21 protein-coding genes are annotated in these 18,640 nt (G+C 46.7%); 14 read left to right on the forward strand and 7 right to left on the reverse strand.

The genetic code is table 11. The features are described from left to right. Nucleotide 1: 1 nt before the first annotated feature. From MINF_RS09485 to MINF_RS09505, 5 genes are all read left to right on the forward strand, one after another. Nucleotides 2-1,360, forward strand: coding sequence for an HlyD family secretion protein (locus tag MINF_RS09485; protein ID WP_012464489.1), 1,359 nt, complete (start codon nt 2-4; stop codon nt 1,358-1,360). Nucleotides 1,361-1,451: 91 nt separating this feature from the next. Next, complete coding sequence (locus tag MINF_RS09490; protein WP_012464490.1) at nt 1,452-1,859, forward strand: universal stress protein; 408 nt, start codon at nt 1,452-1,454, stop codon at nt 1,857-1,859. A gap of 293 nt (nt 1,860-2,152) precedes the next feature. Next, a complete protein-coding gene (locus MINF_RS09495) occupies nt 2,153-2,566 on the forward strand; it encodes a DsrE/DsrF/DrsH-like family protein (RefSeq protein WP_048810339.1) in 414 nt (137 codons plus the stop codon). 12 nt (nt 2,567-2,578) lie between these two features. Further along, nucleotides 2,579-2,821, forward strand: coding sequence for a sulfurtransferase TusA family protein (locus MINF_RS09500; RefSeq protein WP_048810340.1), 243 nt, complete (start codon nt 2,579-2,581; stop codon nt 2,819-2,821). 24 nt (nt 2,822-2,845) lie between these two features. Then, nucleotides 2,846-3,991 carry an NAD(P)/FAD-dependent oxidoreductase gene (locus MINF_RS09505; protein ID WP_048810341.1) on the forward strand — a complete coding sequence of 382 codons (1,146 nt, stop codon included), beginning with the start codon at nt 2,846-2,848 and terminating at the stop codon, nt 3,989-3,991. A 403-nt stretch (nt 3,992-4,394) separates the two neighbouring features. Here the strand turns inward: MINF_RS09505 and MINF_RS09510 are convergent, their stop codons facing one another. From MINF_RS09510 to MINF_RS09520, 3 genes are read right to left on the reverse strand one after another with little or no spacing between them, the layout of a single operon-like run. Beyond that, nucleotides 4,395-5,012: a class I SAM-dependent methyltransferase gene (locus MINF_RS09510; RefSeq protein WP_148205236.1), complete on the reverse strand. Its 618-nt coding sequence runs from the start codon at nt 5,010-5,012 to the stop codon at nt 4,395-4,397. Continuing rightward, nucleotides 5,005-5,427: a hypothetical protein gene (locus tag MINF_RS09515; protein ID WP_012464496.1), complete on the reverse strand. Its 423-nt coding sequence runs from the start codon at nt 5,425-5,427 to the stop codon at nt 5,005-5,007. The genes MINF_RS09510 and MINF_RS09515 overlap by 8 nt, the downstream gene beginning before the upstream one ends. Nucleotides 5,428-5,432: 5 nt before the next feature. Further along, nucleotides 5,433-5,987, reverse strand: coding sequence for a GNAT family N-acetyltransferase (locus tag MINF_RS09520; protein WP_012464497.1), 555 nt, complete (start codon nt 5,985-5,987; stop codon nt 5,433-5,435). 164 nt (nt 5,988-6,151) lie between these two features. On the opposite strand from MINF_RS09520, the gene phoU reads away from it, so the two are divergent. Continuing rightward, nucleotides 6,152-6,829, forward strand: a complete 678-nt coding sequence (gene phoU / locus MINF_RS09525; RefSeq protein ID WP_012464499.1) for a phosphate signaling complex protein PhoU — start codon at nt 6,152-6,154, stop codon at nt 6,827-6,829. A gap of 16 nt (nt 6,830-6,845) precedes the next feature. On the opposite strand, the gene MINF_RS11520 is transcribed toward phoU, so the two are convergent. Together MINF_RS11520 and MINF_RS09530 are read right to left on the reverse strand one after the other, a co-directional pair. Beyond that, nucleotides 6,846-7,016 carry a hypothetical protein gene (locus tag MINF_RS11520; protein ID WP_012464500.1) on the reverse strand — a complete coding sequence of 57 codons (171 nt, stop codon included), beginning with the start codon at nt 7,014-7,016 and terminating at the stop codon, nt 6,846-6,848. Between the two features lie 24 nt (nt 7,017-7,040). Further along, a complete protein-coding gene (locus MINF_RS09530; protein WP_238523484.1) occupies nt 7,041-7,601 on the reverse strand; it encodes a hypothetical protein in 561 nt (186 codons plus the stop codon). Nucleotides 7,602-7,879: 278 nt separating this feature from the next. On the opposite strand from MINF_RS09530, the gene gcvT reads away from it, so the two are divergent. From gcvT to MINF_RS11525, 8 genes are all read left to right on the forward strand, one after another. Beyond that, nucleotides 7,880-9,001 (forward strand): glycine cleavage system aminomethyltransferase GcvT, encoded by a 1,122-nt coding sequence (gcvT, locus tag MINF_RS09535; RefSeq protein WP_238523485.1) that lies wholly within the window; start codon nt 7,880-7,882, stop codon nt 8,999-9,001. A 27-nt stretch (nt 9,002-9,028) separates the two neighbouring features. Then, nucleotides 9,029-9,415 carry a glycine cleavage system protein GcvH gene (gene gcvH, locus MINF_RS09540; RefSeq protein ID WP_012464504.1) on the forward strand — a complete coding sequence of 129 codons (387 nt, stop codon included), beginning with the start codon at nt 9,029-9,031 and terminating at the stop codon, nt 9,413-9,415. Further along, nucleotides 9,412-10,026: a hypothetical protein gene (locus tag MINF_RS09545; RefSeq protein ID WP_012464505.1), complete on the forward strand. Its 615-nt coding sequence runs from the start codon at nt 9,412-9,414 to the stop codon at nt 10,024-10,026. The genes gcvH and MINF_RS09545 overlap by 4 nt, the downstream gene beginning before the upstream one ends. Before the next feature lie 47 nt (nt 10,027-10,073). After that, the gene (gcvP, locus tag MINF_RS09550) at nt 10,074-12,899 is read left to right on the forward strand and encodes an aminomethyl-transferring glycine dehydrogenase (RefSeq protein WP_012464506.1); all 2,826 of its coding nucleotides are present in this window, start codon (nt 10,074-10,076) and stop codon (nt 12,897-12,899) included. Between the two features lie 84 nt (nt 12,900-12,983). Beyond that, nucleotides 12,984-13,991 carry a lysylphosphatidylglycerol synthase transmembrane domain-containing protein gene (locus MINF_RS09555; RefSeq protein WP_012464507.1) on the forward strand — a complete coding sequence of 336 codons (1,008 nt, stop codon included), beginning with the start codon at nt 12,984-12,986 and terminating at the stop codon, nt 13,989-13,991. Then, nucleotides 13,988-15,319 carry a CCA tRNA nucleotidyltransferase gene (locus MINF_RS09560; protein ID WP_012464508.1) on the forward strand — a complete coding sequence of 444 codons (1,332 nt, stop codon included), beginning with the start codon at nt 13,988-13,990 and terminating at the stop codon, nt 15,317-15,319. The genes MINF_RS09555 and MINF_RS09560 overlap by 4 nt, the downstream gene beginning before the upstream one ends. A gap of 111 nt (nt 15,320-15,430) precedes the next feature. After that, nucleotides 15,431-15,730, forward strand: a complete 300-nt coding sequence (locus MINF_RS09565) for an HU family DNA-binding protein (RefSeq protein WP_012464509.1) — start codon at nt 15,431-15,433, stop codon at nt 15,728-15,730. Between the two features lie 667 nt (nt 15,731-16,397). After that, on the forward strand, nt 16,398-16,622 hold the full coding sequence (locus MINF_RS11525; RefSeq protein ID WP_187146938.1) for a hypothetical protein: 225 nt from the start codon (nt 16,398-16,400) through the stop codon (nt 16,620-16,622). A gap of 7 nt (nt 16,623-16,629) precedes the next feature. On the opposite strand, the gene groL is transcribed toward MINF_RS11525, so the two are convergent. Further along, nucleotides 16,630-18,264 (reverse strand): chaperonin GroEL, encoded by a 1,635-nt coding sequence (gene groL, locus MINF_RS09570; protein ID WP_012464512.1) that lies wholly within the window; start codon nt 18,262-18,264, stop codon nt 16,630-16,632. A gap of 17 nt (nt 18,265-18,281) precedes the next feature. Next, nucleotides 18,282-18,581 (reverse strand): co-chaperone GroES, encoded by a 300-nt coding sequence (gene groES / locus MINF_RS09575; RefSeq protein ID WP_012464513.1) that lies wholly within the window; start codon nt 18,579-18,581, stop codon nt 18,282-18,284. Nucleotides 18,582-18,640 lie beyond the last annotated feature (59 nt).

Raw genomic sequence — 18,640 nt, forward strand, 5'->3', positions numbered from 1 at the left:
CATGAAAATGCCGGGAAATGAGAAAAAAAGAAACATTTTTTTTTCTTTCCTTCTTGGGAACAAAGAAAGGATAAGAAATAAGGGGAGTTTCCAGCGCCTATTCCAAGTCCTATGGCGCTCTTGGAAAAGGGATCTTTTTTCTTTTGCTTTCAATAAATACCGCCCTTTTTTAGTTTTTTTCCTGATCCTTTGCCTTGTTGCCCTATGGTGGTTTTTCTTTACCGGCCGCTGGGTTGCAACCAACGATGCCTACGTGACGGGTAATGTCATTCCCGTCAAGGCCCAGACATCAGGAAGGGTAGTAGAGGTTCTCGTCGAATCCACCCAGTTTGTCCAAAAAAACCAACTACTCGTCCGGTTGGATTCACTCAAACAACAGGTCGCCTTTGAAAGCGCCCAACACAACCTGGCCATGGCGGTGCGCAGGGTGGAAGATCTCTTCAATAAAGCTAGATCCCTCCGCCATAAAATAGCGGCACAAAAAGCGATCCTGGGCCGACAGCGTTACGACCTCGGACTTTATTCCTCGGGAAGCAAAGCGGGGGTCGTTTCCGTTCAAGATGCCGTGGATGCACAATGGAAAGTGGCGGAAATCGAATCGACGATCAGGCAACTCGAAGATGAACTGCGATCAACGGAGGCTTGGATCCAGAAAACGACGATTTGGGACAACCCGATTGTGCTTAAGGCTGCCGTGGAACTTAAAGATGCCTACCTGGCCTTGTACCGGTGCCAGATCGTAGCTCCAGTAGCCGGTTACATAGCCAGGAGATCTGTCCAGGTTGGAGATGAAGTAAGCCCCGAAAAGTTGCTCATGTCCGTGGTCCCCTTGGACTATTACTGGGTGGTAGCCAATTACAGGGAAACAGAGCTGAGAAGGATCAGGCCCGGTCAACCGGTTAAAATAAGAGCGGACATCTACGGGCGGCATTACCTCTACCATGGAATAGTCGAAGGGATCGAGCCGGGTTCAGGAACCGTTTTTTCCCTTTTACCCCCGGACAACGCCACGGGCAACTACATTCACGTTGTCGAAAGGGTGCCTGTAAGAATAAAACTCGATCCCACAGAACTGCGCAAACATCCCCTGAGGCTTGGCTTATCGGTTGTAACCAAGGTCAACGTATCCTACCAAGGGCAGTCGGTTCTCAAACCGCTGACGGAAATTCCGCCCGAAGCCAAGAAAACCGATTACAGCTCTCCCTATTTTACCGAAGAACTCGCAGGGGTAGATCATTTAATCAAGTCGATCATTGAACAAAACCGCTATTCTCAAGACCAAGCTGAAAACCCAAACCAAGCCGAAAATTCTTTGAGTCAAAAACAACAGGAAATTTTTCCTTCCCCACCCTCCAACTGACCCCTCTTTTAGGTCCAGTCTTAGCCCGTTTTTAGGTTTTTTTTTTTTGAGCGTTATCTCCCTATACCGATATATTTAGAAGGGCTAAAAAATGACCTTAGAAAAAATCCTCGTCGGTTATGACGGATCGGAGAAAGCCAAGAAAGCTTTAAGCTTGGCTTTGAAAATGGCCAAGGCCTGGGGATCAAAAATCACCGTCCTTGCCGTCAGCCATCCTCCCGAATTTGATCAAGACACCCAATTTGATCTCGAAAGGAGGAAAATTGTTTCAGAACTGAAATGGGCAATGGAAAAAGCGGCGGAAGAAAAGGTCGAGGTGGAGATAAAAACAACCATGGGGGATCCTGCAGACAACATTATCCGGCTGGCCCGTGAAGGAAAATTCGATCTTGTGGTATTGGGTCGAAGAGGACTTTCCAGGATCGGGTACTGGCTGACGGGCTCCGTTTCCGAACGGGTTCTTCGTCATAGCCCCTGCTCGATCCTGATCGTCGAATAATCGCCCTGTCCGATTCGCCCGGGAACTTATGGGTTAAAACGTTTCCCCCCGTTTGCCGTTTTTTTTGCCGTTTATGCCCAAAGAGTGAAGGAGCGGTTTTAAGATTTTCTTCCGATAAGAAGATCCATGTCTTGAATAGGTAAAAAAGGGATGATCTCCCCCCCGCTCCTCATCGGCTCGAACAAGCCAAAAAAATCTAAACGTTTTTCCAAGAACAATTTCTTCATTAAAACATTAATTTTATTGAACAGGATTTCGTTATCTTTTATAATTGTTATAACAAGGAAGTGCTTATGGAAGAAAAAATATCGATTATCCTTTTTTCAGGAACCGTAGATAAGCTTCTTGCCGCAGCAACAATCGCTTCCGGTGCCGCAGCGATGCAAAAAAAGGTGCAGATTTTTGTTACCTTTTACGGGCTTTTAGCTTTTAAAAAAGATGATTGGAAAACCAATAGGCGGCTGAGCAAGGATTTTGAAGATTTTGCCACCGAGGCCCTAAAAGCGATGGAAGCTAAGAAAGTTCCCAGTTGGCTGGATACTTTGAAGGGAGCCATGGAAATTGGGGATGTTACCGTTCATGCCTGTGGGCTTACCATGGATCTTTTGGCGATTAAGCTTGAAGATCTGGAACCCGTGGTAAGTGACATCGTCGGGGTAGGCACTTTTATCGAAAATGCATCGGGAGGCCAAATTCTCTTTCTCTAACAGGAGGTGATTATGGAAGGCATTAAGATTACCAAAGAAGTGGATGCGCGAGGGAGTTTTTGCCCTGGACCCTTGATGGAAATGATCAGGCTTATCCGGTCCGCAAACGTGGGAGATGTCGTGGCCGTGATTTCGGGAGATGAAGGCACAAAAAAAGATCTTCCCGCGTGGATTAAAAAGGCCAAGCATGAACTCATTGCCGAAGAACCCCTTGAAGGCGGGGCCACGCGTTTCATCTGCAAAAAACTCCACTAAGTCGAATCGATTGAGAGGTGTGCAATGGCAAAAAAAGTCGTGATTTTGGGTGGAGGGACAGGAGGTTCTATCGTCGCTAATATTTTGGCGAGGTCTTTAAAGAGCCAAGAGGCGGAAATAACGGTCATTACCGCTTCCCCTCTCCATGTCTATCAACCTTACCAGCTTTACATTCCTTTCGGTTATCAAGATCCCAGGAAAATTGCACGCTCTGAACGATCCCTTTTGAACCGGAGGGTTTCCCTCGTAATTGACCCCGTCGAACAACTGGACACGAAAAACCGGCAAGTCGTGGGCCATTCCAAGAAAACCTATCCTTACGACTACTTGGTTATCGCCACGGGCTCCGTTGTCGATGAACAGCAGATAGCCGGCTTTAAAGAAGGTGCCGATCATTTTTATACCCCCGAGGCGGCTTTTGCACTCTATGAGAAGCTTCAAAATTTCAACGGGGGAAGGATCGTGGTCGGCATCGGAGGGTTACCATACAAGTGTCCCGTCGCTCCCATCGAGTTTACCTTCATGCTGGAAGAATACTTGACGAAAAAAGGACTTCGCCAGCGCACGGAGATTATCTATACCTTTCCTCTCAACGATGTTTTCAATATCAAGACGGCCGCGGATTTCATCCGCAGTGATTTTGAAAAACGAAATATCAAGACTGAACTTTTCTTCAACCTGGCTGAAGTCCATCCTGAAAAAAAGGTGGTGGAGAGTTTAGAAGGCACCGAGCTTCCTTACGATCTACTCGTCATGACTCCTCCCCATAAAGGAGCGGCTTTTCTAAGGGGACACGAAATCGCGGATGCCGATGGATGGATAAATACAGACAGGCATTCGCTTAAAGTATCAAGTCTAGAAAATGTTTGGGCCCTTGGAGACACAACCAATTTGCCGATAAGCAAGGCGGGCAGCACGGCCCATTTCCAGGCTCCTGTTATTGCAAGCCAAATATGCTCGGCCCTTAGGCAGGCTAGCGCAGAAGAGGGGAAAAACCGTTACAACGGGCATGTTGCCTGTTTTATCGAATCGGGGTATGGAAAGGCCACCATGCTTGATTTCGATTATGAACACCCGCCCCAACCTCCACCCCCTTCCGAGTTTATCCATTTTCAAAAACAAGCTCTTAACAAATTTTACTGGTATCTTATTCCCAAGGCGATCATCTAAAACAAGGAAGCCTGAGCTGGACTTAAAGACCCGCAGGGCCTTGTTGAGTTTTTTTGTAGGCAGTCGCATCAAGAGATCCCCCCTGGGTTTTTTGGTAGCCTTGGCGGGCTATCGGGGATGCTTTCCTATTCTCACTTTATAAAGGTTCAAGTTCTTTTTCCCCGCCTCCAACAAAGCCGCTCCAGAAAAAGCTCGAAGAGGAGGGATAAAACTCTAGCCAAGCCCGGTGTTCTATCCTCCCAGCAAGGTCCAAGCGAGAGTCCCCGCCAGGCCCCTTTCATTGTTGGATAGAACCCTACTGGGAAGAATCCCCCTGGGAAAGCTGGTCCCGTCGTTTTTTAAAAAGCTTTCTTTCCTTGGCTTTCCCCAGTGCGTCAAAAGGGGAACATAAACGGACTCAAGCTTACCTTTTTACCGCCTCTATCCATTTAACGATGTCCAAGTAGATGTTTTCTTCCCTGGTGATCCGAAATCCGCTGTTGCGAACGGCTGACACCGTATCCCTGTTCAAATCAGGGCCAAAGCGTCGAGACAGAGGGGTAAGGAGATCAAGAAGGATACCCAGGGGACCTATGCGACTCCTCACATGCTCGAAAAGATAGAATTTCCCATCGGGTCGCAATACCCGGTAAATTTCCCTCATTCCTTGAAGAGGGTCGGGAACAGAACAAAACGTGCAAACGCTAAGAACGGTGTCGAAAGATTCATCGGGGAAATCCAAGGCACAGACATCGGCTTCCTTGAGTTCGATGGTCCCCGGGAAACATTGCGCTTTCAATGCTGCCCTTTCAAGCATTTTTGGACTGATGTCGATGGCTACAATTTCTCCATCATGGGGTAAAAAGCGGAAGTCCTTGCCCGTACCCGCACCTACGAGTAGAGTCTTTCCCCTTACTTTTTGAAACAACCTGTATTTAAACGGGGAAAAACGTTGATCATCGGCCCAAGTAATCCAATCGAAAAAACGACTGGCCAGGTCCCACTTTTCTCGGACCTGCCGTGCTTGAGGACGGCTATTCATCTCCATTTTTCCTTTCTCCCTGTAAAACTCGATCATAAATATGAAAGCCAGCCACGACGAGCGCTCCGAATAGAGCGCCAACAAAGAGCGCTTCATGAAGAGACCGGGAACCGGCTCCCATCGAATCCCTCATGGCAAAGAGCATACCTCCATACATCCCGATCATTGAGCCCGGGACCATGGTTTGAAACATTCCCAGCAGTGGAGCGAGGAAAAACCCAATCCCTAAGTGGAGGAGCATCCCTACGGCCATTCCCAGGATCATGGCTAAAACCATGTCCACTCCCGGAGACACGACAAGTCGCACTGCCCACGCCACAAGGACTCCCGTAAGTATCCCCCCAATATAATCCCCTATAACAAATCCTACCGGGTTGAGCCGTTTTGAAGAGGAGAAGTTTTCCTTATCTTTCATCTTTTTTATCCATGTTGAGCATTTTCTTCGATTTCCCCGGCTAATAGGCCATATACGAGGAGATCTTCATAAATGCCCCTGACCTTAAGATGTTTTCTTAAACAACCCTCGAACTTCATCCCGAGTTTCCGTATCATACTTACAGACGGGGCATTGCGGGCCAGGCAGTAAGCAGAAACTTTATTCAGCTTTAATTTTTCGAATGCATAATCGATCACCGCCCGGCAGGCTTCAGAACCATATCCTTTGTAGCGGTAAGGCTTGCCGATCCAACAACCGATTTCAGCTCGATCATGATTGGGCTCAAAAAAAAGGATCACCGCACCCACCAAAACAGGTTGCTCCCTGGAAATGATAGCCAAGCTCAAAGTCTCTCCTCTTTCGGTCATAGCCCTGTGTTCTTTAAGCCATGATGGAGCCTTTTCAGGGCTTTCCGGATAAGTGATCGGTCGCGTTCCCCAAGAGGCATCCGGATCTCCCGAGAGTTCTACAATGCTTTTCTCGTCACTTTCTTCAAAAGGCCTGAGCCAGACTCGTTCAAGAACAAGCGGAAAGATCACCGTTTCAATCGGTTAAAAGCAATCGTTTCAAACAAAGAAAAACTACTTGATTTTTTCAACCCTGCCACCGTTTTTTGTGGTAATTTTTTTCCACCTCCATTTTTATATAAAGGAGACGAAAAGAGAAGGAAATAAAGGCTGAATCCATCCACAGAGAGAGTGTCATGATAACCATTGGCGAAATTCGAGAAACTCTTCTATTAATGGCGAGCATTGCAGCCCGCAATCTCCAACTTGCTCTCAAGGCTTTAATAGAACGCAATGATGCCTTGGCCCAAAGCGTCATCAAGGGAGATGAAGATCTCGATACCCTGGAAATTAAAATCGACGATCAGATCATCACTTTTATTGCTACCCATAGCCCGGTAGCGATTGACTGCCGGCTGGCTCTTGTCGCTTCAAAAATTTCCAGTGATCTTGAACGCATTGGAGACCAAGCGGTCACGATTTCTCGGATCGCCCTTCAACTCAATGAAAAACCACCCCTTAAATCTTTTTTCAACATCGACAAGATGGCCGAAATCGCCAGAAAAATGTATCAAGAAGCCATCGATAGCTTTATTTCGGGAAACCCCAAGGAAACATTAAGCGTGGTCCGGGAAGACAAAATCGTGGATCGAATGAACAAGGAACTTTTTAGCACCCTTGTAAAAATCATGAGGGAAGATCCCGATGCCATTCCTCAAGGGCTTAATCTCATGCTCGTTTCCCGGGCTATAGAACGAGCAGCCGATCACGCCAAAAACATCGCCGAAGAAGTCTACTATCTTTATAGGGCAAAAGACATACGCCACAAGACCAGCCTCATCAATGTCAAAAAGGCGACGGGAGAAGAAAGCTAACCGTTTTTTTTTGCGATCAAAGGTAAATCCACCGATGCCAGAGGAAAAGGAGAACCAAGCAAAGCAAGAGGAAGAGTAAAATAAAGTTTCTTCGATCTTTTCTTTTCTTGGCTCTATGAGCAAAAGCCGAGGAATAAAGCTCGGCTCTCAATAAGTATTCTTTAACTTCTTCTTCGTTTTTTTCCATGGGCGTTTTTTTGCGGTTAGTGGATCATTTTTTTAGAACCCATATCACCAAGCCTGCAATGAGCACTAAAATCAAGGGCAGGGAATAGGCAAATCCACTCAAGACCTTGTTCCAAAATTGGAAGGGAACTTCCTCTTCCTCTTCTTCTTCCTCATCCAGTTTTTCTTGGTTAACCCCTAACTTGTCTCGATATTGAGTGTAGATAGATTTTGCCTGTTCGACCGTGACCAGGGCCTTGTTCAGTTCATCCTCGAGGTTCATCGGATCCCAACTCGAAGGCTGAATATTTTCTATTGCCTTGAGCTGCTCGCTAAATTGGGAATGGATGGTTTCGATTTCCTCAAGCTGTCTTTTTAACTCCCCGGCCTGTCTTTCAAGCAGGACAAGGCCCCTCGTCAACAAATCCACGGTCGTTTTGTGACCTTCCTCAAAAGTCCTCTGTTTTTGTCGAAGCTCTTCGAGCTGCTTTTTTTGACGCTCAATCTCTTCCTTTCTTCTCTCCAGGTCGAGAAGGATTTCTTGAGCTTGCTGAACTTTTATGTTCAAATCATCCAAGGAAAAACGATTTTCGTCGTCCTCGCTCACGGCCGCCTCCATAAGATGTAGACTTCGAGAATAATCTTACAAGGACTTTTCCTAAAGATCAAATAAGGCATTCGATTCTCTATCCAAGTACAACGTAGTATTATCTTTTAATCCTAGGGCTGTCAAAAAGAATAAACAGATTTAATCGTTTTATTCTTTTCCTATTTTTTTCTTTGTCCAGGAGTCCAAGCAACAGCCTCTTTTTTGAAAAGATATCCCGACGATAAATGTCCTTTTTATCCCATTGAAAAACAACCGGGTTGCGCTACAATGGAGTTGTGTCGAGCTCAACTCCTCCTGTTCCCCTCGTTACCTTCCTTTATAAACACCATATCGAGCTTGGAGCACACATGGGGATGTTCGCCGGTTGGTGGATGCCCATCTATTATCATTCAGCCCTCGTGGAACATAGAGCCGTAAGGGAAAATGCAGGGCTGTTCGATCTTTGTCATATGGGGCAATTTTTCGTCGAAGGACCGAAAGCCACCGAATGGCTTAATAGCATTGTGACAAACGATTTATCGGTTTTAAAAGACGGCCAGAGTCAATATAACCTGCTGTTAACAGAAGAGGGAGGAATTATCGATGATCTTCTCCTTTACCGTATTTCTTCCACCGCCTATCTCCTTGTTGTCAATGCCAACGCTGCCGAAAAAGATCACCATCTACTCCGGCTCCTCTTGCCCCCAGAGGGAGTCAGTCTCATTGACAATCGGCAGAAATGGGGCTGTATAGCCATCCAAGGACCCCAATCCTGGAGCATTCTTCAAAGAGTTTTTTCGATCGATCCCCTCCCCAAGCATACTCTTAGAAAAATCATTTTCGAAAAACAGTTCTTGTACATCGCCAGCACCGGGTACACGGGAGAGCCGGGAGCTGAATTATTTTTTCCCGGCTCGATCGCATCTGCCCTATGGAATAGACTTCTTGAAGAAGGCAAAAAAAACGATGCCCTCCCTTGCGGCCTGGCGAGTCGAAACATTCTCAGGCTTGAAGCTTCCCTTCCTTTAAATGGCACCGACCTTAGGGAAGACAAAAATCCATGGGAAGCCGGGTTGTCCAAGGCGGTGTGCTTATCGAAGCCCTCTTTTTTTCCAGGGAAAACTGCTCTCCTCCGGCTCAAGGACACTTTTCAAGATCTTCTCGTCGCCTTTGTAGCCGTTTGTGAGGGCTGCCCACAACCCAAAACCGGGTCTCCCATTTTTTCCATGGGTGAAAAAAAAGGCGAGGTCACCAGCGGGGTATGGTCCCCTTCGTTGGGCCGCATGATAGGGATGGGATATATCCTTAAATCCCATGCCAGGGAAGGCACCCCTATTGAAATAGAGATCAGGGGCAAGTATCATCCTTTCCAAGTTCAGAAAAAACCTCTTTACAGCAAAAGGAGTCCCCGGTCATAGTCAAGTTTCGTGAGTTAGGTTTCTACTATGAATATTCCAAGCGATCGGTTGTACACGGACACCCATGAATGGGTCAACGTCAGTGGTGATGTGGCCACCGTGGGCATTACCGAACATGCTCAAAGGGAACTATCGGATATCGTCTATATTGAACTTCCCAAGGTAGGAGAACGTTTTAACCAGAAGGCGGTGGTCGGGGTTGTCGAATCGGTAAAAGCGGCAAGCGATCTTTACGCCCCGGTCAGCGGTGAAATTTTAGCCGTGAATACCCAGTTGGTTGAACAACCCTCTTTAATCAATAGCAACCCCTATGGAGAAGGATGGATATTCAAGATGAAAATGACCAACCCCGATGAACTTTCCTCCCTTAAGGATGCCGAAGCTTACCAGGAATTGTTACAAGATAAGGAATGAATTCTAAAGGGGGGGAGTACCTAGCTCTACAGAGAACCAACAAGCTTGATTATTTTCTCCCCAGCTCCAAGATGATTGACAAGAATAACGATTTTCTTTTGCTTACAATGGTTACTGCCGCCAAGGCAAAGGAGGAGAGCCTGCTTTTGGATAGCCTTGACTCTAACAGGACAGCTGAGGGCAATCCAAGGAATAGGCCAAAAGACCGCTTGGTCTTCCCCTTTCATGGACGTCTCCGTTCCCTGGACAGGGAAGGCGGATATCTCCCAAAGAAAAGGACCGGGGAGAGCAAAAGTCTCCGGTGCCGGCTGCAAGAGATCCCTTTTAGGAGATCGGTTTGCCTAGAAGAAAAACAGTTTCTCCCTATCTTCGGAGGGGGGAAAGATTCCGCAGGAGCCGATGATTTCAGGGATGAGCCTACCCCTTCGGATGGAAGCAAGCGGGGAGTCCCTGCAGATGCCGATCATGGGATTGCCGTCCCTGGCTTCATGACTTGCCCGGCAAGGCCGCAAGGCTTTCCAGGGGGACGGAGCGGCCAGGGCCATCTTGGTCCTTCCCGTGATGAAACCATGGCAAAAAGGATGACTTCAGCCGGCGGGCTACGGCCTTGAGCCCGATCTTGGACATAGTCGTAAGAATAAAAGGATGAGATCATACCATGGATTCCTTCATAAAAAGACATATCGGTTCTTCTGAAGAAGAAATTCAACAGATGCTTGAATTTCTCCGGCTCAAAAGCTTGGATGAGTTGATTGAAAAAGTCATCCCTTCTTGTTGCCGTACTTCTACCGGACTTCATCTGCCCGATGAAGCTTCAGAAGAGGAGGCCTTGAGAGAACTCAAGCAAATCGGCTCCGAAAACAAGGTTTTTCGCTATTTCATCGGGATGGGCTTTACAGAAACCCTTTGTCCCAGCGTCATTCGGCGCATGGTATTGGAAAACCCCGAGTGGTACACTCCCTATACCCCCTACCAGTCAGAAATCTCGCAAGGCCGGCTAGAAGCCTTGTTAAACTTTCAAACCTTGGTCAGCGATCTGACCGCCCTGCCTGTAGCCAATGCTTCACTTCTGGACGAAGCCTCCGCCTGTGCCGAAGCCATGCTCATGTGCAACAGGCTTTCAGCAAGTAACAACCGGAAGAAGTTTTTCCTCTCCAAGGATTGTCATCCCCAGATCCTTTCCGTGATGGTTACCCGTTCTTCTCCCCTGGGAATAGAGCTCGTGATCGAGGATTGGCAGAAGGCAAAAATAGATGAGAGCTTTTTTGGGGCATTGGTGGCTTACCCCGATACCCAGGGAAGAATTTTCGATTACGGCGGATTTTGTGAAGAACTCCACCGGAAAGGCTTGGTTGTGGCCGTCAACACGGATCTGCTGGCCTTATGCCTTTTCAAGGCTCCTGGAGAGTTTGGTGCAGACATAGCGGTAGGCTCTGCCCAAAGATTCGGGCTTCCCCTTTCCTTTGGAGGTCCCCATCCCGCGTTCATCGCGGCAAGAAAAGGAATGGAAAGAAAGATGCCCGGCAGGATTGTCGGCGTTTCCAAGGACGCCTTCGGCAATCCGGCCTTAAGACTTGCCCTCCAGACGCGAGAACAACATATCCGCAGGGAAAAGGCCACGAGCAATATCTGCACCGCCCAGGTTCTTCCCGCGGTTGTCGCCTCGATGTATGCGGTTTATCACGGTGCTGAAGGACTAAAAGCCCTAGCCAAGAAGATCCTTTCCTACAGCTATTACCTCTACCGGCAGTTTTCTTTTTCGGGGTTTTCCCCTTCTTCCTTCCCGTTTTTTGATACCCTCAAAGTTCCCCTCAAAAAGGAACAAATGGAGGAAATCAAAAAACGAGCCTTGAGTTGCGGCTACCTTTTCAGGGAATTCAAGGATGAAACCGCCCTAGGAATCACCCTCGGAGAAAAAACGACCCTTGAGGACCTGGGTTGTATTCTCAATATCTTTGCCGTTGGAGAAAAAAAGGTTGCTCCTTCTTGTGCCGATATCAAGCTTCCTGAAATTCCTCGTTCTCTTGAGCGGCAAACGGAATTTCTAAACCAAGGGGTATTTAAAAACTACCGCACCGAAACAAAACTGGGCCGTTACATCAAGAGACTTGCCGCTAAAGATATCAACCTGACCACTTCGCTTATCCCGCTGGGCTCCTGTACAATGAAACTGAATCCCGCCTCGGCAATGATTCCCATCCTGTGGGACTGCTTCACAGAACCCCATCCTTTTGCGCCCGAGGAGACGACCCAGGGACACCATAAGCTGGCCGCCGATCTTGGCCGGTGGCTTGCCGAAATCACCGCCATGGACCATGTTTCATTACAACCAAACGCGGGCTCCCAGGGAGAATTAGCCGGCCTTTTGGCCATAAGGCTCTACCTTCGTTCCATCGGGGAGGACCGGAGGACAATCTGCCTGATCCCTACCTCGGCCCACGGGACAAATTGTGCCAGTGCCGCCCTCGCCGGGTTAACGATTGAAGAAGTCAAGTGCGACAATAGAGGACGGTTGGATCTGGAAGATCTCGAACAGAAGGCCAACCGATATGCCTCCGAGCTGGCCGCCATCATGATCACCTTTCCCTCCACCTATGGGATTTTTGAAGAAACCCTCGTTGAAGCTTCACGGATCGTTCATGACCATGGGGGTCAAGTTTACCTGGATGGAGCCAACGCCAATGCTTTCCTTGGATTATGTAAGCCCGGAGAACTAGGAGTAGACGTTTGTCATCTCAATCTCCATAAAACTTTTTGCATCCCGCACGGGGGAGGGGGTCCGGGAGTAGGACCGATAGCCGTTAAAAAGCATTTGCAGCCCTTTGTGCCCTCAACCCGGATCGATCTTCCTTCCCAAGGTAAAATGGGCCTTCTCTGTTCTTCACCCTTGGGCAATGCCGGGGTTCTTCCCGTCAGTTGGATGTTTATCCGGATGGCGGGCAAAAACGGCCTCAAATTGTGCTCTCAACTGGCCATTTTAAATGCCAATTACATGGCAAAAAGGCTCGAAAGCTCTTTCGACATCTTGTACAAAGGCGAACATGGCTATGTCGGCCATGAATTCATCATCGATTTAAGGCCCTGGAAAGAATATGGAATAGAGGTAGAAGATGTCGCCAAAAGACTCATGGATTATGGCTTTCATGCCCCTACCATTTCCTGGCCTGTCCATGGGACAATGATGATAGAACCCACGGAGTCAGAATCAAAAGATGAACTCGACCGCTTTTGCGAAGCTTTAATCCTTATCCGCAAAGAACTCGAAGACATTAAAAAGGGCGTTTATCCCCTAGGCAACAATCCTCTTAAAAATTCTCCGCACCCGCACCATGCCGTATGTGCCGACCGGTGGGCTTTGCCCTATCCACGAAAGCTAGCGGCCTACCCGGCTCCTTGGCAAAAAGAATTCAAGTACTGGCCGCCCACGGGCAGGATCGACAACGTTTACGGGGATAGAAATTTTGTGTGCCGCATAGAAAAATAGGCTGGCTCTTTTATTCCTAACTTCTTTATTCTTTTTGTTGCTTTTTTAGTTCATTCTAACAGGCAGAATGATCGGTCTTTTTTTATGAGCGACAAGACACCCACCGCCAAGCAAAAGAAGGATTGGCTATCGGTAGTTTTGCGCTCCGCCGTTTCGACCGGCATTCTCTCCTTTCTTTTCTTTAAGGTTGATTGGACAAAAATAGCAGCCGTAGTCGAGAGATCTAACCCGATCGATATTCTCTTGGGCTTGTTTTTTGGAGGAGGCCAGATTTTTTTTTCTGCCGTCCGCTGGAAGATCTTGTTGCAAACCCAGGAAATATTTATCCCGGCCGTCAAGGCCTTTGAATTAACCCTCATCGGCCAATTTTTTAATGCTTTTTTGCTGGGTTCTACCGGGGGAGATATCGTTCGGATTTATTACATCGTGCAACTGTATCCCCAGAAAAAAGCCGCCGGATCTCTTTCTGTTATTTATGACCGGGTTATAGGGCTACTGGGGTTGATTTTAATCGGCCAACTCTTAGCCCTAAACTTTTTCAAGTTATTCGAGGCCAACCCCATCACTCGCCATGCCGTTTGGTTGTTTCTGTCCATTTCTCTATTTATCCTCCTTCTTTTCGGACTCATTCTTTTCTTCCCCAACATCTTTTCCTTTGAGAAAAGAAAAAAGGAAAAATCCAACTTCCTTTCCAAGCAGGATTTCAACAATCTCGTTCATGCTATAAGCCGTTACCGGCACGGAAAAAAAGAGAATTTTTTGGCTCTTTGTTACTCCTTTGCCAGCCACGCCTCGACCTTGGTCATGGCCTATTTTGCCACCCGTTCTCTTCATCTCGATATACCCTTTTTATTTTTAGCTTCCATTTTAGCCATAGTCAGCGTGCTTATATCTATTCCGGTAACCATATCCGGATTAGGGGTCCGGGAAGGTCTGATCGTGGTGTTTTTCCAACTGTTGGGAATAAAAGTCGAACCCGCCTTAAGCTTTTCCTTGCTTGTTTTTGCCATGAGCCTATTTTGGAGCCTTATCGGGGGAATTGTCTATTTACGCTATAAAAAGCCCAAAACTGATGATACAATTAACCGATGAAAGAAGAGGCGATCCGGATTGTCCGCATTCTTCAAAAGGCCGGTTTTACGGCTTTCTTTGCAGGAGGATGCGTAAGGGATATCCTGCTTAAAAAAGAACCCCACGATATCGATATCGCCACGTCGGCTACTCCCGACCAAGTTCAAAATCTCTTCAAAGAAAAAGCCTCAGGACTGATTGGCAAATCCTTTGGTGTCATCCGGGTCAAATCGGGCGCCCATTTCTTTGAGGTGGCCACGTTTCGCACCGACATCGGCTCCCAAGGAGGGAGATGGCCCAAGGCGGTCCAATTTTCTACACCCAAGGAAGATGCCCTTAGAAGGGATTTTACGATCAATGGAATTTTTTACGATCCCCTCACAGGTACAATCATCGATTATGTTGGGGGGAGCGAAGATATCGAAAAAAAAAGGATAAGAGCCATCGGAGATCCCAAAATAAGATTTGAAGAAGATCACCTGCGCCTGCTCAGGGCGATTCGTTTTGCCGTCCGGTTGGGATTTTCCATCGAAGAAAAGACCTGGGAAGCGATTCAAAGTTCAGCTCACAAGATCACCCAAATAAGCCCGGAAAGAATAAGAGAAGAACTGGACAAAATTTTTACCGGTCCCGATCCGGCAAAGGGACTAGAGCTTCTTGATCAGAGTGGGCTCCTGCGCTTTATTCTTCCCGAAATTTCCAATTTACACGGGGTAGAACAACCCAAGGAGTTTCATCCTGAAGGCGATGTCTTCAACCATGTTTTGCTCTTGTTAAGTCATCTTCATAATCCCAGCCTAGAGCTTGCCTTAGCCGCCCTTTTTCACGATGTAGGCAAGGCCGTGACTTTCAGCCGAGACAACACCGGGCAGATCCATTTTTATGGTCATGAAACGGTTGGTGCCCAGATAACCGAAAAAATCATGACCCGGTTGAGATACAGCAAAGATATTATAAAAAAAGTTGTGGAATGCGTAAGAAATCATATGTCCTTCAAAGATGTCCCAAGGATGAAAAAATCGACTCTTAAAAAACTGATATTAAAACCGACTTTCCCCATTGAACTTGAGCTACATCGGATAGACTGTTTATCCTCGCATGGAAATCTTTCAATCTATAATTTTCTTAATAAAATAAAAGAACAGTACTCTGCCGAAAGTTTATCCCCACCTAAACTCATCACCGGATTCGACTTGCTGGCTTTAGGCTTGAAACCAGGGAAAAAGGTCGGCGAAATCTTAGAGCTCATTAGAGAAGCCCAATTAGAGGATAAAATTTCTTCGCGTGCTGAAGCCCTATTAATGGCTGAAGATCTTATTCGCAATGAATTAGTTAAAAAAAATCATTAATTTTAAATAATCAATATTTTTGTCTTTTTATTTTTGATCTTTTGTTTCAATATATTTATTGACTAAATAATTAGTCATAGTAAACCCTAATCAAAACGAAAGGAGCAAATCATGGCAAACGAAGAAAAAAAAAGATTTAATAAAGCGAGTCTTGTGGAAGTCGTCCAAAAAAATATGGGGAAAGACACCACCAAGGCCTTGGCTGAAAAATCCGTGGATGCCGTCATTAACGGCCTAAAGACCGGAGTACTGAAAAACGGGATTGTCCAGTTAATCGGTTTTGGGACATTCCGTGTCATTACAAGAAAAGCAAGAATGGGGGTCAATCCTAAAACGGGAGAAAAAATCAAAATCAAGGCTTCCAAAACCGTGCGTTTTTCTCCGGGCAAAGAATTAAAAGAAAAGTTATAACCTTTTTCTGAAAGCGGGAATCGTTATTCAACCGGTAAGGCAAAAAAGGGGGATGGATATCCATACAATAGTAAGTAATTACTTATTTCCTATTTAATATCATTGAGCTAGCAGCTTATAGATAAACTTTTATCATTATGAAATTATGAAATCTGCCGGCTTTAGTCCGGCAGCCATCCCCCTCTCTCTTTTTTCACGGAGGGTTATCGTCTTTCTTTTTTAACTTTTTTAGTTATTCTAGCACACGGGACGACATATCGTAGAATAATTAATATTATTAATAATGTTGGGTGAGATTTTATAATTCACTTCATTAAAGGGGGCACGACAGCAGGCTTGGGTTATAGTTTTATTAAAGGATTAAACCTTGGGTTTCCCAGGCCGGTTTTTCATTGGAAAAGGGAAGGACCAGCATAGCGGCTGTTCCTTATCCGATCACCGAAGTGGGCTAGAAAAAAATCAACCTAAGGGCTTGTTTGCCGGCGTTCGCTAAGCAAGCTTTTATAAGAAAAAATCTAAACAAGCTTTTTTTCTCTTTTACCTCGAGATTGGATTGCGATAGGGCCTGGGTAGAACCGCTCTTACCCAATAGGCTTCTTTCCAAGGCCTAGAGGCTTTGTAAGGTCTTCTCTTTTAGCACTTCCATGGAACCTATTGAGCCTTTATCGTGCAAGGAGTAGTCTTCGCTTCTTTTTTTATCCATGCGGGGGAAAAAAATCCCCAACTTGACATGGTTTATACCGTTTTGCCGATGCTAAGAAAAAGGCTAGAGACGATTTCTCCCGGAATAGAACGGAAGAATTTTTCTCCTGCTCAATGGGATGGTCGCCCACGCTTTGAAGCAAAAAAACAAGCCAGGAAAAATTTCCTGGCTTGTCTTTGCTTGCCCTAATTTTAAATCAATATTCCATGTCTCCCATTCCTCCCGCACCCGCAGGCGTGGCCGGTTTCTTTTCCTTTTCAGGAATTTCTGTGACCATGGCCTCGGTTGTCAGGAGCAAACCGGCGATGGAAGCTGCATTCTCAAGGGCCGTCCTCGTTACCTTCGTCGGATCCACGATGCCGGCTTCGAACATGTCCACGTAGGAACGTTTCGCAACGTCAAAGCCTTCGTTCCCTTTCTTGGCTTTCACCTCGTTGACGATGACGCTTCCCTCAAGTCCAGCATTATCGGCAAGAGTTTTCAGAGGGTATTCTAAAGCCTTATAAACGATATTGGCTCCAATCTGCTCATCTCCTTTTAGAGAAAGCCCCTCGATGGCTTTCTGGCAACGCAGGAGAGCCACTCCACCACCGGGAACGATACCCTCTTCAACAGCGGCTCTCGTTGCATGCAGGGCATCCTCAACCCTGGCTTTCTTCTCCTTGAGCTCGGTTTCTGTAGCCGCACCCACGTGTATAACGGCAACTCCACCGGCTAACTTGGCGAGCCTTTCCTGGAGTTTTTCACGATCGTAATCAGAAGTCGTTTCTTCGATCTGTCTTCTGATCTGGTTAATTCTCCCTTGGATCTCGCTTCTTGATCCCGAGCCTTCGATAATCGTCGTATTTTCTTTCTCCACGATTATCCTCTTTGCCCTACCCAGGTCTTCAAGCTGAACGTTTTCCAGCTTTATGCCCAGGTCTTCGGTCAAGCAACGGCCTCCCGTTAAAATAGCGATATCCTCGAGCATCGCCTTGCGCCTGTCCCCGAAGCCAGGGGCTTTAACGGCACAAACTTGCAGTGTCCCCCTTAACTTGTTCACCACAAGCGTAGCCAAGGCTTCGCCTTCTACATCCTCGGCAATAATCAGCAAGGGCCTGCCCGCCTTGGCAATTTTTTCAAGCAGGGGCAAAAGATCCTTCAGGTTGGAGATCTTTTTCTCATGGATCAGGATGTAGGCATTCTCCAACACCGCCTCTAGCTCTTCGGCATTCGTTACAAAGTAGGGTGAAATATAACCCCTGTCGAACTGCATTCCTTCAACCACTTCAAGAGTCGTTTCTATGTGCTTGGCTTCTTCAACCGTTACCGTCCCATCTTTACCTACTTTATCCAGGGCATCGGCAATAATCTCTCCGATCGAAGTATCCCAATTAGCGGAAACGGTCGCCACCTGCTTGATTTCCTCTTTCCCTTTTACAATGTGGGATATTTCTTTAAGCTGTTTGACAACGGCTTGAACTGCCTTGTCAACCCCCCGCTTAAGATCCATGGGGTTAGCGCCTGCCGTGACGTTCTTTAATCCCTCCTTGTAGATGGATTCAGCAAGAACGGTGGCCGTCGTTGTTCCATCCCCGGCAACGTCACTTGTTTTCGAGGCCACCTCTTTTACAAGCTGTGCCCCCATATTTTCCCACGGATCTTCCAATTCAACTTCTTTAGCTACGGTTACCCCATCCTTAGTGATCGTTGGAGAACCAAATTTCTTGTCGAGAATCACGTTACGTCCTGCAGGTCCAAGCGTGCACTTTACCGCCTTGCTTAACTTCTCAACACCACGCAACAAGGCATGCCTTGCAGATTCATCAAAAATCAGTTGTTTAGCAGCCATTGTTTACCTCCTTTCTTTTATCCTTCAATAATGGCTAAAATGTCATCTTCACGAAGAATCTGGAAGGATTCTCCATCGATTTTGACTTCCGTTCCCCCATACTTGCTAATGAGGACCTTGTCCCCTTTCTTTACCTCGATAGGAATCCTTTTCCCATTTTCATCCAATTTCCCGGGGCCAACAGCGATAACCGTGGCTTCCTGGGGTTTTTCCTTGGCTGTATCTGGGATAATGATTCCCCCTTTTCTTACTTCCTGTTCTTCGATGAGCTTGACTAAAACACGCTCACCTAAAGGACGAATTTTTGGTTCAACCATCTTGACCTCCTTTCATAAATTTTATGCTTTTAAAACCGAGATATATGCTTTTTTCCCTT

Origin of the sequence: Methylacidiphilum infernorum V4 (assembly GCF_000019665.1) — a bacterium.
Classification (GTDB): domain Bacteria; phylum Verrucomicrobiota; class Verrucomicrobiia; order Methylacidiphilales; family Methylacidiphilaceae; genus Methylacidiphilum; species Methylacidiphilum infernorum.

What these genes read in the sequence shown, in the direction of transcription:
- MINF_RS09485 (WP_012464489.1), top strand. Translation starts at nt 2, where the DNA reads ATGAAAATGCCGGGAAATGAGAAAAAAAGAAACATTTTTTTTTCTTTC.
- MINF_RS09490 (WP_012464490.1), top strand. Translation starts at nt 1,452, where the DNA reads ATGACCTTAGAAAAAATCCTCGTCGGTTATGACGGATCGGAGAAAGCC.
- MINF_RS09495 (WP_048810339.1), top strand. Translation starts at nt 2,153, where the DNA reads ATGGAAGAAAAAATATCGATTATCCTTTTTTCAGGAACCGTAGATAAG.
- MINF_RS09500 (WP_048810340.1), top strand. Translation starts at nt 2,579, where the DNA reads ATGGAAGGCATTAAGATTACCAAAGAAGTGGATGCGCGAGGGAGTTTT.
- MINF_RS09505 (WP_048810341.1), top strand. Translation starts at nt 2,846, where the DNA reads ATGGCAAAAAAAGTCGTGATTTTGGGTGGAGGGACAGGAGGTTCTATC.
- MINF_RS09510 (WP_148205236.1), bottom strand. Translation starts at nt 5,012, where the DNA reads ATGAATAGCCGTCCTCAAGCACGGCAGGTCCGAGAAAAGTGGGACCTG.
- MINF_RS09515 (WP_012464496.1), bottom strand. Translation starts at nt 5,427, where the DNA reads ATGAAAGATAAGGAAAACTTCTCCTCTTCAAAACGGCTCAACCCGGTA.
- phoU (WP_012464499.1), top strand. Translation starts at nt 6,152, where the DNA reads ATGATAACCATTGGCGAAATTCGAGAAACTCTTCTATTAATGGCGAGC.
- MINF_RS11520 (WP_012464500.1), bottom strand. Translation starts at nt 7,016, where the DNA reads ATGGAAAAAAACGAAGAAGAAGTTAAAGAATACTTATTGAGAGCCGAG.
- gcvH (WP_012464504.1), top strand. Translation starts at nt 9,029, where the DNA reads ATGAATATTCCAAGCGATCGGTTGTACACGGACACCCATGAATGGGTC.
- MINF_RS09545 (WP_012464505.1), top strand. Translation starts at nt 9,412, where the DNA reads ATGAATTCTAAAGGGGGGGAGTACCTAGCTCTACAGAGAACCAACAAG.
- gcvP (WP_012464506.1), top strand. Translation starts at nt 10,074, where the DNA reads ATGGATTCCTTCATAAAAAGACATATCGGTTCTTCTGAAGAAGAAATT.
- MINF_RS09555 (WP_012464507.1), top strand. Translation starts at nt 12,984, where the DNA reads ATGAGCGACAAGACACCCACCGCCAAGCAAAAGAAGGATTGGCTATCG.
- MINF_RS09560 (WP_012464508.1), top strand. Translation starts at nt 13,988, where the DNA reads ATGAAAGAAGAGGCGATCCGGATTGTCCGCATTCTTCAAAAGGCCGGT.
- MINF_RS09565 (WP_012464509.1), top strand. Translation starts at nt 15,431, where the DNA reads ATGGCAAACGAAGAAAAAAAAAGATTTAATAAAGCGAGTCTTGTGGAA.
- groL (WP_012464512.1), bottom strand. Translation starts at nt 18,264, where the DNA reads ATGGCTGCTAAACAACTGATTTTTGATGAATCTGCAAGGCATGCCTTG.
- groES (WP_012464513.1), bottom strand. Translation starts at nt 18,581, where the DNA reads ATGGTTGAACCAAAAATTCGTCCTTTAGGTGAGCGTGTTTTAGTCAAG.